The sequence below is a fragment of the Anaerosporobacter faecicola genome, assembly GCF_012070565.1.
Lineage (GTDB): Bacteria > Bacillota > Clostridia > Lachnospirales > Lachnospiraceae > Anaerosporobacter > Anaerosporobacter faecicola.
This window is the reverse complement of the sequence record NZ_JAAQRO010000042.1, coordinates 18,805-34,421: the sequence shown is the minus strand read 5'-3', so window position 1 is coordinate 34,421 and position 15,617 is coordinate 18,805. Positions and strand designations below refer to the sequence as shown.

Below are 15,617 nucleotides of genomic sequence, written 5' to 3'. Positions count from 1 at the left end.
AGAATGTAGAATGGAAAACTATTACGAAAAAATAAATAATCTTGTACAAGATTTATTAATTCCAGCACGTGTTGAAAAAAAGCTTAATGAAGAAGCATTTGCTAGTCTGTGTGAGATATTAGAAGAACTTGAAAGAGAATACATCGGGAAAGATAATATACCACGAAATATTGTAGGTTTACTTTTTTTTGTGTATTGTTCGTTGGAATGTGAAATGAAAATAGATGATTATCGTGATAAATTGTTTTTGGCAGTTGGGAAAATGGGTAATTATTTGGATAACATATTTTGGGATTCACCTTTTAAGTAGGAGTAATTTTATATGGCAATTTATTTTTATAAAATCAGTGATGAATATGGATGCTTTTCGAACTTTTCGCATTATGGATTTGAACTTAATGGAAAATGGTGGATGACAAGTGAACATTACTTTCAAGCGCAAAAGTTTCATGGAACTATGTATGAGGAAGAAATTAGATTATTAGATAATCCAATGAAAGTAGCAGAAATGGGAAGAAATCGCGATTTACCATTGAGAGAAGATTGGGAGAGCGTAAAAGATGATATTATGCGAAAGGCAGTATTAACAAAATTTCAGCAGAATTACGATATTAGAAAAATCTTGTTAGCTACTGGTGATGTGTTGATAGTTGAAAAAACAACAAATGATTATTATTGGGGGTGTGGAAATAAAGGTGATGGGAAAAATATGTTAGGACATATTTTAATGGAAGTGCGAGAAATTTTGATAGAGGATTTTTAATTATTACATCACAGAAAAACAATGTGGAAATTGAATAAGTAATGCAGTGGATGCAGTAGTCTTAGATTACTGCATTCATTTTGTTTAATAGTCAGAAATTGAAGTTCAAAATTTGCTACAAAAAATTCTAATAGAAAAGTGGTATTTTTTCATAAGTTCATTTTCAGAACTGATAAATACAATTTTGTATTTAAGTTACATTGTGTTGAGTTGTACAGAAGCGGACAATGGCCTGAGATACCAGAAGGGGCAAAAGCAGTCCGAACGTATCACAGTTACCGAGCCACAAGGTGAGGCACACGAAATTCTTGGCATTTGCATATCTTGCTGACAGATATCGAATATATCGATGAGACTCAAGATGATAATTCCAAAGATGTGGTTTGTTGGGCTTTATTATTTAAAAATTGATAGAAGCCGGAAGCCAATGAAGACGAGAACTCTCCTTCAATCCGTTTCTTATACGTCGGTGAATATGGTGTTATAACCGATGAAAACAGTCTATGCTATATAAGGGAAAGATATTATAATGTAGATAGTCGACGTTTCATTAGTGAAGATTATGTCATTGGGGATATTCGCGATAGTGCAAGTCTGAACCGATATGCATATGTAGTGGGAAATCCGTTGATCTACATAGATCCATTTGGAACGAATCCGAAGAGTTTGTTGACTACATTAGGACACAGCATACTGAATGTGGTAGGTTTCATACCAGGTGTTGGAGATATGGCCGACCTAATCAATGCCGCTTGGTATGCAGCGGAAGGAAATACAAAAGAAGCCTTAACATGTTTAATATCTGCAGTTCCATTTGTTGGTTCCACTATTGGAAATACCATTAGAATAGCAAGTAAAGGTGCCAAGTGGGCACTGAAAGCAGCCAAATATGTTGAAGCAATCAGTAACATCGCAGCGGGAGCTGCTACTCTATATCGTACAGCCGGTAGTGCAACAGAGAGAGCAATTAATCTTTTTGATAAGTATGTCGTAAAAAAAGAAAAATTTGACGGAAAAGGTGCCATGGAGGTCATGGGGCTGGTTGTCGATACGGTAGGCTGTGTTTTATCTGGTAAACAGATGAAAAATGGAATCGGTGCACTGAGTAAACAGATGAGACTGGATAAGCAGATCAAGTTTGCCATGGACGGATATAGCCTTGCGGATGCAGATCCATATGATATGATGGCGAAAGCCGGAGTACCAGCTACATTAGATGGATCAACTAGGAGTACGACTGCACTTAATATGGCTCGTGAGGGTGGAGGCGCTTCTGATTTAGATGGTATAAGAATAATAAATAAAAAGTATGCAGGTAAAACCTATGAATTGGGCGGAGGCTTGGAAACAAAATATTCAAGCGGAGTCAAATTTAGTAGTGAAGGTTTCCCTGATTTTGAACCTTATAGTATAAAGAAGGTTACAGTGAATAATCTTGAAGGGGATGCATACTATGATTTTATAAAAGCCAATGAAGTAGCAGGATATCCTAGCACACCTACAGGTTATACATGGCATCATGTAGAAGATGGTAGAACAATGATACTTGTTCCAAGTGACTTGCATGGTGCAGTAAGGCATACTGGTGGTGCTTCATTAATAAGAAAAGGAGTAAGACCATAGGAGGAAAATTATGTTAATACCTGAAGTAAAACAAGTAAATGGAATTTGGAAAGGGCATGTAAGTTTGGATTCATGGAACACTTTTTTTGAAAAGGAAATGGATATTGATTTAAACATTGGAGGGGATAAGTTGATAGAGTGTATTGATTCAAGACATAAATTTGCATATGAATATCTTGTAACCAATCAGGCGAAATTATTAGAAACCATATTAAATGCATTATTAGTGGAGTATCCTATTATGCAAGAAGAATATGGATATGAAGATGAGGAACTGAATGAATTTATGCCCTATGTTGATAATATACAAGAATTTAAAGAAATAATGGAACCAAAGAGAGTTTATATTTTAGATGTTGAAAAAGATGGTATGGTATATTTAGGCTTTCATTTTAGATGTAGTTGGGATGAAGACCATGATTATGGTATTATAGTACATAAAGAACGAGTTGTAAAAATGGGCGGAGGAGATGTAGCTTTTTTGTCATGGATAGCAGAAGAAGATAAAAAGGCAATTTAATCAACCATTAGTAAGAGCCAGCTGTTTTTGATAGTGGCTCTTACTATTAAAAAAAATGTTTATAAATTATCCCAAGAAACTGATTAGTGGTATCATACTGCTGTTTACTGACAAACTGGTAAATGCACATTATAGTTAGTGTTAAGTGACGCACATGTTGCATCATTTCCACATTGCCAGATGAAAATCCTTTTGATAAAGGAACATAATCAATACCCAAAGCACTACCCCAAAAGCATGGATGGGTTTAAATAGGATATTTAAATAGATAATAAAATGGATAATAAAATAAGATTGATTGAATGAAAAAGAAAAAATGGGTGCCATGTAGCCAGTAGACGTAAAAATCTACTGGCTTTTCATATTAACGAGTGTTAAATCATTACGATTAAACCGATTGTATTGGAGCATTCATTAATAAAACATATAAAACATTCCAAATATGACATTCCCTGTCATATTCCACATGCTATCCTTACCCTATCAAACATGAATCAATCTTTCAAACAATTCATGTACGAAATACTAACTAGATCGAAGGAGAATACGTATGAATAAGGAAGTTAAGATTTGTCAAAGTTGTGGAATGCCAATGACAGAAGAGGAACAATTTGGTACCAATGCTGATGGTACAAAGAATGAAGAGTATTGTAAGTATTGTTACAGCAATGGCTCTTTTGGGAAAGATGAAACCTTAGAAGAGATGATTGAGAGTTGTGCACCATTTATGGTTCAGGAAGGGGATTGTAAGACAATAGAAGAAGCAAAGGAAATGCTGAAAGAATATCTGCCTACATTAAAAAGATGGAGAAATACTAGATAGAAGTAAATCGTGTAAACTAAAACAACAGGCATTGGTAATTACATTCATGACTTTTCTTCGTGAATATGGTATAGTATAAGGGCGTGGTTTATGTAACCACGCCCTTATACTATTCAGGCAATTAATATCTTATATATTCCAACAAAGAATTATTCTTGTGATGGAATGAATGTTGTTTCATTTTACGGAGGAAATGTTATGAATTGGTCAAGAATGATATTGGACGGTATTGTGGTAGCACTGGTTTTTAACTTAACAGTAGGGATGTTCTGGCTGATAATGCCGAATGCTTATTCCAGTATGCTACCAAAAGAGATAAAGAATGCTGCACCCAAAAGGGAAAAAAAAGAAGTTGCATTACTGGCAAGTATTCTATATCCATTATATATACTTATTTTTGCTTATATGATTGCTAGTGCGTATCAAGCTGGCATTACAGGCTTCTGGAATATGTTTTGGATGGGGTATATCGAAATGATGTTTGTTAATATAGGAGATTTCTTTGGTTTAGATTGGTTCTTTCGAAAGAAACTGAAAGACAAGATTATGATTACGGGGACAGAACATTGTAAAGCATGGGAAACCAAAGAGTGGATGAAGACGTTAGCCATACCAGAGCATTGGATATTGTGGCCTTTTCTTGTCTGTCCATTAGTAGGCTTCATCTGTTCGGTAGTTGGCACGCTAATAAGATAAGGCTATATATGCAATTGGAATACATATAAAACAGGGATAAAATATCGTTTATTGATAAATTCTTAGAGAAAGGAATCAAACAAATGAAAAAAAGTGTGATCGTATTGAATGGACCATCAAGTAGTGGAAAGTCTACATTAGTGGATATTCTAAAGAAAATGATTAAAGAAAAGAAAGGACAAGACTATGCCAGTGTTTCTATTGATGATTTTCTTAAAATGTCGAAAGAGGAAGTTATCTATGAGGATGATGTATATGAAATCTCTCCTATGTTATGTAATAAGGTAAGAGAATATCTTGACAACAAGACAGGAGTTATTATTGACCATGTCATTACCAGTGAAAGGATATTTGCTTATTTACAGGAGAACCTAGCAGACTATCATGTATACTTGATACAAGTAACCTGTCCATTAGAGGTTTTAAATAAGAGGGAACGGGAACGAGGAAACAGATGTATAGGATCAGCGGAAGCATCCTATCAATATTTGTATCCGAAAGAAGGCTATGATCGAACGATTGATACATATAAATACTCAACTGAGGAATGTGCATCACAGATTTTAGACTTATTAGAAGTAATATAAATACTTGTAAGGATGGGGTAAATATGAAAGAAGAGCAGAAGCATCTTCCGATGTATGGAGTCGGACCATTTTATGGTATAGGAATTATTGGAGTAACAATTGTGTCAATTATACTGAGTTGTCTTTCGATACTACCAGTTGCAAGAATCCAAACACTAACTTGGTGCTTACGAATAGTGGGAGGACTGTTGGTAGTAGGAGGTATTTTACTTTGGTGTAGTGCTGTCTTTCGTGCCAAGATTGATGATGGAATTTTGAACAATCATCTTGTTGTCTCAGGCGCATATGCATGGGTAAGAAATCCCTGCTATTCTGCATTTTTTCTGGTATGTACAGGAGCAATCTTGTTGTATGCGAATTTGTGGTTAATAATTTTGCCATTTGTATATTGGTTATATATGACGATTCTTATGGTATGCACAGAAGAAAAATGGTTAGGAGAATTATATGGTCAAGAATACAGGGATTATTGTAAGAAAGTGAATCGCTGTATTCCGTGGTTTCCGAAAGGACAATGAATAAGAATATAGCATTATTCATTGAAATTCACCATAGGGATTGAATCTAATGGTCGTTATTTTAATAAAAATGTGCTATAATCCAGATTAATTAATACATATACAAAGGGGTAAGAACATGCCAGTATTCGATTTTAGAGATGCACCAAATAATAAGAACATGTCGGAATGTACCTATACAACTTTTCGTTCCAACGAGAGAACAATGACACCTGAAAAGCCAATCATTCTTCTTGATAATAAGAAATGTCAATGGAAGCATCATGAAGAAGGGGTATTCACCAATCCAAATAAACGAACAACCTTTGAATTCAAGGAAGAAGATGGAGTGGTAGCAGCAGATATATTACAGATTGATCTGCGTTTTGTTAGTCTCCTTAAGTGGCTTGGGGAGAATCATATCAATGTGCGTTTGTCAGGCGTTAATACCGAAGAAGGCTATGCGGTATATAAGGTGCGAGAAATTGCTCATGGTGGTGGAACGAAGCTTTCCGCAGAAGATGGATTCCTTCAATTTATGATTGAACGATTGTTGGCGAGCAATGCACCAGCAGAGGAGTTGAATGATGAGGAAATTGATGAAGCAGGAGATGATATGAAACTAACCAGTATTCAAAGCATCACGGACTTTATCAGTTGTGCAGGAAGAACTTTACCTGACAATATTCAACTTTGGGCAAGAAGAAATCTTGCAGTTGCTCGCTCCAATGAAGTTTCACCAGAGGAAAGACGCCATGCACAACGTGCGCTATCAATCATGATGAATATACAGTGGAAGAGCAATTACTTTGAAGCGATTGATCCAAAAGAAGCAAGACGAATCTTAGATGAAGAACTCTATGGAATGGAGCGAGTAAAACAGAGAATTATGGAGACGATCATTCAGATCAATCGAACCCATACCTTGCCTGCGTATGGCTTATTGTTGGTAGGACCTGCAGGAACAGGAAAATCGCAGATTGCTTATGCAGTAGCAAGAATTCTAAAACTTCCATGGACCACGCTAGATATGAGCTCGATCAATGATCCAGAGCAGTTGACCGGAAGTTCAAGAATATATTCCAATGCAAAGCCAGGAATAATCATGGAAGCATTTTCTGTAGCAAGGGAATCCAATCTTGTGTTCATTATTAACGAGTTGGACAAGGCAGCATCAGGAAAAGGAAATGGTAATCCGGCTGATGTACTTTTGACCCTATTGGATAACCTAGGATTTACAGATAACTACTTAGAGTGTATGGTGCCTACGGTTGGTGTTTATCCAATTGCTACTGCGAATGACAAAGACCAGATTAGTGCTCCATTGATGTCTCGTTTTGCAGTAATCGATATTCCAGATTATACAACAAAGGAGAAGCAGATTATATTCTCGCAATTCGTCTTACCGAAGGTATTAAAACGAATGAGTTTAAAAGCAGACGAATGTATAATACCAGAGGAGGCAGTGAAAACTGTGGTTGAGATCTATGCGAATACAAGCGGAATTCGAGATCTAGAGCAGGCAGCAGAGCATCTTGTAGCGAATTCTCTATATCAGATTGAAGTAGATCATGTCAGTTCCGTTACATATACACCAGAGATGGTTAAGAGCTTATTATTATGATGCAAAGGTCAAAAGGTCATTTCACTTCGTGCTTGCACGAAAGTGAACATGACATCTTGACCCGCAAAATATGAGCAAGTAGCGTTATTACGCGGATTGCGAATGTTTTTAGAATTGCAAGAGTTGCAACGCAACGAAGCAATTTGTGCATCAGCAAGGGTCAAAAGGTACTTTTGACCCTTGTATCATTATTATAGAAGATTTGGAAACTTCTTTATACTGCATTTTTAGTACCGTCTGTCCGAATTTTAGAAAAATGGGACAGACGGTACTGTTGTATGTTTTGATATTTGTAAATGAAGATGCAAGGGTCAAGAATAAATTATATCTTGCTTTACGTTTATACCGTACTAATTGCAAATGTAAAGAATTAGTACCATATACAACTAAAAAAAGGATAAAAAGTTTATAAACTCCTTGCATATCATTAGGTGAGATAGTATTCTAATGATTAGGATGGAATGTTCTGTTTAATAACGGGGGAAAAAATCAATAGCAAAACGAAACAGGAGGTTTCCAATGAGTGCATTTGTTGAACTAAAGAATGTAAGAAAAACATACCATATGGGTGAGATTGCGATTCATGCAGTGGATGGAGTTGATTTTTCCATTGAAAAAGGAGAATTTGTTGTTATTGTTGGACCAAGTGGTGCAGGTAAGACAACCGTATTGAATATCTTAGGTGGAATGGACCAAATCACTAGCGGAGAAGTCTGGGTGGATGGTCAGGAGATTGGTTCCTATAAGGGAAAACAATTGACAAAGTATCGTCGGAATGATATTGGTTTTGTATTCCAATTCTATAACTTGGTACAAAATCTGACAGCTCTTGAGAATGTTGAGTTGGCTTCACAAGTTGCTGTGAATCCATTAGATGCAGAGAAGGTGTTAGGTGAAGTTGGACTGGAGGATCGAAAGGATAATTTCCCAGCTCAATTATCAGGAGGAGAACAGCAGCGTGTTTCAATCGCCAGAGCGCTAGCAAAGAATCCGAAATTGTTACTTTGTGATGAGCCAACGGGAGCTTTGGATTATCAGACAGGAAAGGCGATATTAAAGTTGCTCCAGGATACATGTAGAGAAAAGAATATGACAGTAATTGTAATTACCCATAACTCTGCGATTACGCCAATGGCAGATCGGATCATTGAAGTGAAGAATGGAAAAGTTAGTCATGTACGAATGAATGAAAAACCCGTATCGGTTGATACGATAGAGTGGTAGGTGAGAAGATGAAGAAAGCACAAAGAACGGATTTGTTTCGAGAAATGTGGAATACAAAAAATCGCTTCCTCTCTATCTTATGTATCGTTGCACTTGGTGTGGCATTTTATGCGGGGGTTCGTTCAGCTGAACCAGATATGCAATTGACAGTAGATTCGTATTATGATGATATGAATTTCTTTGATCTACGGATACTGGGAACGCAAGGTTTCACGGCAGAAGACGTAGAAGTGATTAGCCAGGTAGAGGGTGTTCGTCATGTAGAAGGAAGCTATGCAATCGAGGCTTTTATTGCATCGGAAGATAGCAAGTTCGTGGCAAATGTATTTTCTGTAGGAGAGGAATTGAATACGTTTCAAGTGGTAGAAGGAAAACTACCAGAGAAAGAAAATGAATGCTTTATGGACGAGATGTTCATGGAGGAACAAGGGTATGCACTAGGAGATACCATTACCTTGCAAACGGGGAATGACACGGTTCCAATGGAAGCCATGTTGAAAGAACAGACCTATACCATCGTTGGTTATGGAGACTATGCACAATATCTGAATTATTCCCGTGGGACAGCAAGTATTGGTACAGGAAGTGTTGATTATTTTATCGGTCTACCTAAGAGCTGTTTCTTGAGTCCTGTATATACAGGAATCTATGTGAATACTACAGGAACCAAAGAACTGAATTGTTATGAGAAATCATATGAGGACAAGGTGAATCAGGTTGCAGGAAGGTTGGAAACGTTAGCGAAAGAGAAGGAAGCCCAGTGGTATGTACTGGATCGTAATACGATAGAATCCTATGTAGAATATGGCATGGATGCCAATCGAATTGGTGCCATAGGCAATGTGTTTCCTGTAATCTTTTTCCTTGTTGCGGCATTAGTGAGTTTGACGACCATGACACGAATGGTAGAGGAAGAACGAATTGAAATAGGTACCATGAAGGCGTTAGGGTATGGCAAAGCTTCAATCATATCCAAATACCTCTATTATGCCTTTTTTGCGAGTTTTATAGGCAGCATTGTTGGTGCATTGATTGGAAGTAAAGTATTGCCTAGTGTAATTTTACAGGCGTATGGAATGATGTATGTGAACATTCCAAAGCAATTAACACCGATTAATTTCTCGTATTCCTTGTTAGCAATCGGATTAGGTGTAGTTTGTACAGTTGCGGCTACGGTCATTGCCTGCTACAAAGAATTACTCGCAACACCAGCGAAATTAATGCGAGGAGCTGTTCCAAAACAAGGAAAACGTGTTTTGTTAGAACGAATTCCATTTTTATGGAAGCGGTTTAATTTTACTTGGAAAGCAACAACAAGAAATCTTATTCGATATAAAAAACGGTTCTTTATGACGGTATTTGGTATCGGTGGTTGTATGGCATTGATTATGGTTGGATATGGATTACGAGATTCTATCCAGGCAATTGTAGACAACCAGTATGCAACGATCTGGACCTATGATGCCTATGCTACGATTGAAGAGGGAGACCAAACCCAGTTACAGGAACTAGGAAAGAATATAGAAGACCATGAAAAGGTGGAGCAAACCTTATATACGATGGTCACAAGCAAGGAAGTAACAGCGAATGGAGTAACGAAGACCGCCAATCTTTTCGTGCCAAATTCCTTAGAGGAGCTAACTTCCTTTGTTGTTCTGAAGGATCGTGTTACGAAAAAGCACTATCAGATCGAAGAGGACGGCGTTGTGGTTACAGAAAAACTTGCTAAGCTTCTAGAACTGAAGGTAGGAGATACCATAACGATTGATCTTGATTCATATGAGAATTGTACAGCAAAGATTACTGCGATTGCGGAGAACTATATGAATCACTATGTCTATATGACCAAAGCGTATTATGAGAAACTGATGGGGAAGGAACCTTCTTATAACCAGCTATATATGAAGCTCAATGATATAGACGAAAAACAAAAGGAAGAACTGGGCAAACAGTTACTTGGACAAGAACATATTCAGTCCGTTACCTTTGTTACAGAACTAGATCAAAAAGTGAAGGATATGATGAAGAGTTTAGATATGGTTATGTGGGTGCTGATTTCTTCCGCTGGGTTGCTGGCATTTATCGTGTTGTATAATCTAAATAATATTAATATGATGGAACGACGAAGAGAGTTAGCTACCATCAAAGTACTTGGTTTTTATGATGGGGAATTGGCAGGCTATGTCTATCGAGAAAATGGAATCTTAACCATTGTAGGAATTGGTTTTGGTGTAGTGTTAGGAATCTTTTTACATCGCTTTATCATACAAACCTGTGAGATTGATATCATTATGTTTGGACGGCAGATACAAGGAATGAGTTATCTTTATAGCATACTGATTACCATTTTCTTTGCAATTATCGTTAACGGTAGTATGTTTTGGAAGGTCAAGAAGATTGACATGGTTGAATCACTAAAGAGTGTAGAATAAAATCTACTTTTGACACTTACATCATAATATAGAAGCTTGGAATATAAGAGCATACAACAAAAGCCCGAAGGCATTTCTTCTTGGGAATATCCAGAGTACAGATATATTTCCTTAGAAGATAAAACTTCGGGCTTTTTCTATTTAGAACTGGTTAGGGACATCAAAAGCCCTTTGCCTCTGTGCAAATTGGGCCACAAATTGAACGAGGGCATTTGAGTCTAGAATCCTAATGGAATTTTGAAACCGATGAACGCAAGTAGAAGTAAAGTCCAACTGATTAGGAATGTGATCGAGTATGGGAACATAGCACTTACAAGGTTACCAACGGTAAAGTCTTTTTTGTATTTTCTCATATAGATTAAGATGATTCCTGCATAGCTCATTAATGGAGTGATGATGTTGGTAGAGGAATCTGCAAGACGATAAGCAGCTGCTACAACATCAGGAGTCATACTTGTATTGGCTTGGTATAACATAGGAATGAAAATTGGCCCAAGTAACATCCATTTCGAAGTAAGTCCACCAACGAAAAGGTTGATGATTGCGGTAATCACGATGAAGCCAATGATCAATAAGGTTGGAGAATTTGCAAGATTTAAAGCTTCTAATAGGTTTGCTCCAAGATAAGTGATATAGGTTCCTAAGTTACTATACGTTAATAATGCTAAGAAATTGTAACTGAAGAACGTTAAGATAATGGTATAACCCATACCACCTACTTGTTTTGACATCGCTGTAACAACATCAGATGCAGATTTGAATTTACCAATTGCAATACCATAGAAGAGACCACTTGTAAAGAATACGAAGGTGATCAATAGAATGATATTATCTAAGTAAGGCATAACTTTTGTACCAGCTTCGTCATAATAAGAAGATAATGGTCCAAATGCTAATGCAACACAAAGAGCAGCAGAAAGGATAAATCCTAATCCGGCAAAACGTAATGCTCTTTTCTCTTCTTTAGAAACCTGGTATTCACCAAGTTGAAAATCATCTGGAATTGTATATTCAACTTTTTCGAATTTTGGACGGATTACGCGGTTTGTAATAAATCCACCTAATACAACAAGTAATAATGTTGATGCTATCATGAAGATGTAGTGCATCATGAATGGATTAATTGTTTTGCCTAAGTAAGATACAAAAGGTACACCTTGTGTTTCGGCAAAACTTTGAGCGTTTTTACCAACAATAACGTCTACTACGGTAGCAGGTACTAAATTTGCACTGAATCCAGCAGATACCCCTGCAAATGCGGCAAACATACCGATCAATGGATTCTTCTTTAGTCCTAAGTAAAGCAAACCAGCAAGTGGAATTAAGATGATGTAACCTGCGTCAGTTGCAATATTACTCATAATACCTAGGAAAACAAGAAGATAAGGTAATAAACGTTCTGGAATATTACCACCAATCTTACGAATTAATGTAGCAAGTAAACCAGATTCTTCTGCAATTCCGATACCAAACATTACGATTAAGATGGTACCAAGAATTCCGCCTGCATATGCCAACCAGTTTGTTAGTAGTGCATTGTTAAAGATCCAAAGAACATTCTCGCGTTGAAACATGTTCTTTATTTCATAAACAACATTAGAACCATCGTTACCGATCGTTTCGAATGTCGTTCCTCCAAAGATACCTGTGATCACCATAACAAAAATGTATAAACATATGAAGATGATAACAGGATCAGGAATCTTAGATCCGACGCGTTCGATAAAGGATACTTTCGTCTGTTGATTGTTTTTGTTTTTTCTCATAACTATCCTACCTTTTCTAAAATACTGTCATTTTTGTCTGCTATATATATCATCACTGAAAATGGTGGAAACCGCAACGTAACAATTATTCCATAAATGGATAAATAAAGAATATATGATGAATAAAGGAATATAATGACGTATAATGGTGAAAAAATAGATAAAAGAGTAGGGAAAATGGGAAAAATACGAAGTTTATATAAATATTACCACATAATAAAAATCATAAAATGCAAGAACGTGAGAAAAAACTTGCAAAAAGAGAAAATAGAAAAGAAACCTATGGAAAAACCGTAAAAAAAAAGCTATAATAAGGAGTAAAGTTTTGGAGTAGTCATATACTTGAAGGAGTAAACATAACGATGAAGATTAAGGACATATTAAGTAAGAAAAAACCAACGTTATCATTCGAGGTATTTCCACCAAAAAAGGATAGTGATTATACAAAAGTTGAAGAAGCTACCATAGAGATTGCTGGTTTACATCCGGCTTTTATGAGCGTTACGTATGGCGCCGGTGGCGGAACAAGTAAACATACGGTAGAAATTGCTGCAAATCTAATGAATCGATGTGGGGTTACCCCGTTGGCACATCTCACCTGTGCTTCCTCAACAAAAGAAGAGGTTGCCATGCAACTGACTCGCCTGAAGGAAAAAGGAATTGAGAATATACTAGCGTTACGTGGAGATCGAGTTCTTGGGAAAGAGATGATAAGCGGAGCAGAGTATCAATATGCAAGTGAACTTGTCAAGGTAATCAAGAAAACAGGAGATTTTTGTATTGGAGCCGCTTGTTATCCAGAAGGACATGTAGAAGCTGCCAATCGAAAGGAAGATATTCTTCATCTAAAAGAAAAGGTGGATTGTGGTTGTGATTTCTTAACGACCCAGATGTTTTTTGATAATTCCATCCTATATAATTACTTATTTCATTTAAGGGAAGCAGGAATTCATATCCCTGTAATTGCAGGAATCATGCCCGTGACCAATTCAAAACAGATAAAACGGATCTGTGATCTGTCTGGTACGGTATTACCACAACGGTTCAAAGCAATTGTTGAGAAATTTGGGGATGATCAGGCGTCAATGGAACAGGCAGGAATTGCATATGCGACGGATCAGATTATTGATCTGTATGCGAATGGTGTGAATGCAGTACATGTTTATTCGATGAATAAACCAGAAGTGGCTAAGAAGATCTATCAGAATGTTTCCAATATGATCTGCCAATAGAAATAGGAGTTACAGTTTGTGTTTAACAGATAAAAAAAGAAATATCATCATAATTATAGTCGCTATTGGAGCGTGCGTTGCACTCAGTTGTTCAACATCGTATCTGAAAAAAGCATTGAATACAATTTTAAAGGAACAACTTGAGATGCAGATTATGAGTGAATTAAATCAATCGGATGTGCAACTATCTGATCGAATAGAAGAGATGAAGAACTATGCAACAATTATGGGAAATCTCTATGGAAAAGAAGCTGTCGATTTAGATACAGCAAGTCAAACCCTTCAGCACTCGACGCTTCTTATTCCATCTAATGTAATACTTGTTGATGAAGAAGGACAGCTTCAGTATATACAACAAAATGTTGAATGGAAAGAATATAGAGAAAATTGGGATGAAATCCGGCAGCAGGAGGTATATGTGGATCGGGATGGTAAACAACTTTTTATTACAATACCAATTGAAAAAAAATCCGGGGACAAAGAATATCTCAGTTGTTTCTATTCTTATTCGGTTTTAGAAGAATTACTTGAAAAACAGCAGTATCAGAAACATATGGTTCATTCCTTATTGGACCAAGAAGGCAAAATCATAGCCAGTACAGAGAAAAATAAGGTAAAACTCGATTATTTGGAAAAGATATTTACGAAAATGGAACACAATCTACCGGAGCTAAGGATTGTATCGGTAGGGCAGCAGAATACAAATCAATTATTGTTTACTTATTTGAAGACACCGTATTATATATATACATGTGAGAATTCACTTACTGGTTTTACAATGGTAGCATTAACAAGAAAAAGAGAACTAAGTAGTTCAATCCAGACGGTTCGAAATGCGATTCGGTTTCCAGTTGCTATACTTCTTCTTTTGATTATAACATTAGCTGCGATTATGATTTATTTTCATTTTAAGGTTGTTCGAATTAAAGATAAAAGTAATGACGCCTTATTTATTGAAAAAGAACGATATCGTGTCACGACGGAAGGAATGGATAATATAATCTTTGAATACTATTCCACGGAGGATAGTTTCTATATTTCTAACAATCTAAAAGATATTTTCTGTGTATCCAAACCAAAAACAATTAAAGAATTCGAGACCTATCTTCATCCGGACGACAGAGAGCAGTACTTTAGAAAGAAAACATTGCTTGAACTGGGAAGTTGTGAAGAAGAGATGGAATTACGGCTTGTTAATCAACAGGAAACAAGATGGTTTCGTGGAAAGGTGACTTCCGTTCGAACAGAGCGAATGGGGAATCGAGTCATCGGGAAATTAGAAGATATTCAAAAAGAAAAAGAAGAACTAGAAGCACTTTCCATTCTTGTGGAGAAAGATGCAATGACACAGGTATACAATAAAGTATCTACTATCCGTAAAATCGATGAATTGCTTGCAGAGGAACAAAAGGAAGGAAGACAAGGAAAACATGCGTATTATTTTATTGATATTGATAATTTTAAGAAAGTAAATGATACGTTAGGACATAAGATTGGCGATCAATTGATCTTGTTGTTAGTAGATTGTATGCAGACAGTATTTACGCAGGATGAAATTATTGGACGATTCGGTGGTGATGAATTCATTGTTTTTGTGAAGAATTATAAAGACCAGGCGCAGTTAAAAGACCTTGCAGAACAGTTAGCTGCAAAGATTGAGAAAGAACGAGCCTCCTGTCAGATGTTATCCGTTACCATTGGAATTGCTTGTTATCCAGAGGATGGGACGACCAATGAAGAAATTATGGAAAAAGCAGATCAAGCATTATATATCGCAAAAAAAGCAGGAAAAAATCAGTATCATTTTATTCATCAAAGATAGGAAATAAG

At 36.5% G+C, this 15,617-nt stretch carries 14 protein-coding genes; 13 read left to right on the top strand and 1 reads right to left on the bottom strand.

The window, feature by feature from the left end:
- Window positions 1-10: 10 nt before the first annotated feature.
- The 11 genes from HBB17_RS17280 to HBB17_RS17225 all read left to right on the top strand — a co-directional run bounded on the left by HBB17_RS17280 (window position 11) and on the right by HBB17_RS17225 (window position 10,789).
- Window positions 11-310, top strand: a complete 300-nt coding sequence (locus HBB17_RS17280; RefSeq protein ID WP_167958741.1) for a hypothetical protein — start codon at window positions 11-13, stop codon at window positions 308-310.
- Between the two features lie 12 nt (window positions 311-322).
- Window positions 323-763, top strand: coding sequence for an NADAR family protein (locus tag HBB17_RS17275; RefSeq protein WP_167958740.1), 441 nt, complete (start codon window positions 323-325; stop codon window positions 761-763).
- A 450-nt stretch (window positions 764-1,213) separates the two neighbouring features.
- A complete protein-coding gene (locus tag HBB17_RS17265) occupies window positions 1,214-2,386 on the top strand; it encodes an HNH endonuclease (RefSeq protein ID WP_274380798.1) in 1,173 nt (390 codons plus the stop codon).
- 10 nt (window positions 2,387-2,396) lie between these two features.
- On the top strand, window positions 2,397-2,906 hold the full coding sequence (locus tag HBB17_RS17260; RefSeq protein ID WP_167958739.1) for a DUF6985 domain-containing protein: 510 nt from the start codon (window positions 2,397-2,399) through the stop codon (window positions 2,904-2,906).
- A gap of 550 nt (window positions 2,907-3,456) precedes the next feature.
- On the top strand, window positions 3,457-3,729 hold the full coding sequence (locus HBB17_RS17255) for a zinc ribbon domain-containing protein (protein ID WP_167958738.1): 273 nt from the start codon (window positions 3,457-3,459) through the stop codon (window positions 3,727-3,729).
- A gap of 198 nt (window positions 3,730-3,927) precedes the next feature.
- Window positions 3,928-4,425 (top strand): hypothetical protein, encoded by a 498-nt coding sequence (locus tag HBB17_RS17250; protein ID WP_167958737.1) that lies wholly within the window; start codon window positions 3,928-3,930, stop codon window positions 4,423-4,425.
- Between the two features lie 83 nt (window positions 4,426-4,508).
- Window positions 4,509-5,012, top strand: coding sequence for a phosphotransferase-like protein (locus HBB17_RS17245; RefSeq protein WP_167958736.1), 504 nt, complete (start codon window positions 4,509-4,511; stop codon window positions 5,010-5,012).
- Between the two features lie 23 nt (window positions 5,013-5,035).
- Window positions 5,036-5,530 carry a methyltransferase family protein gene (locus HBB17_RS17240; protein ID WP_167958735.1) on the top strand — a complete coding sequence of 165 codons (495 nt, stop codon included), beginning with the start codon at window positions 5,036-5,038 and terminating at the stop codon, window positions 5,528-5,530.
- A gap of 118 nt (window positions 5,531-5,648) precedes the next feature.
- The gene (locus tag HBB17_RS17235) at window positions 5,649-7,133 is read left to right on the top strand and encodes an AAA family ATPase (RefSeq protein ID WP_167958734.1); all 1,485 of its coding nucleotides are present in this window, start codon (window positions 5,649-5,651) and stop codon (window positions 7,131-7,133) included.
- Between the two features lie 519 nt (window positions 7,134-7,652).
- Entirely contained in the window at window positions 7,653-8,357 is a 705-nt protein-coding gene (locus HBB17_RS17230) for an ABC transporter ATP-binding protein (RefSeq protein WP_167958733.1), read from the top strand.
- Between the two features lie 8 nt (window positions 8,358-8,365).
- A complete protein-coding gene (locus HBB17_RS17225; RefSeq protein ID WP_167958732.1) occupies window positions 8,366-10,789 on the top strand; it encodes an ABC transporter permease in 2,424 nt (807 codons plus the stop codon).
- A 218-nt stretch (window positions 10,790-11,007) separates the two neighbouring features.
- Here HBB17_RS17225 and HBB17_RS17220 read toward each other — a convergent pair whose 3' ends face one another.
- Entirely contained in the window at window positions 11,008-12,555 is a 1,548-nt protein-coding gene (locus tag HBB17_RS17220) for an AbgT family transporter (protein ID WP_167958731.1), read from the bottom strand.
- 362 nt (window positions 12,556-12,917) lie between these two features.
- Between HBB17_RS17220 and metF the strand changes: the two genes are divergently transcribed.
- Both metF and HBB17_RS17210 read left to right on the top strand, forming a co-directional pair.
- Complete coding sequence (metF, locus tag HBB17_RS17215; protein ID WP_167958730.1) at window positions 12,918-13,787, top strand: methylenetetrahydrofolate reductase [NAD(P)H]; 870 nt, start codon at window positions 12,918-12,920, stop codon at window positions 13,785-13,787.
- 16 nt (window positions 13,788-13,803) lie between these two features.
- Window positions 13,804-15,609, top strand: a complete 1,806-nt coding sequence (locus HBB17_RS17210) for a sensor domain-containing diguanylate cyclase (RefSeq protein ID WP_167958729.1) — start codon at window positions 13,804-13,806, stop codon at window positions 15,607-15,609.
- Window positions 15,610-15,617 lie beyond the last annotated feature (8 nt).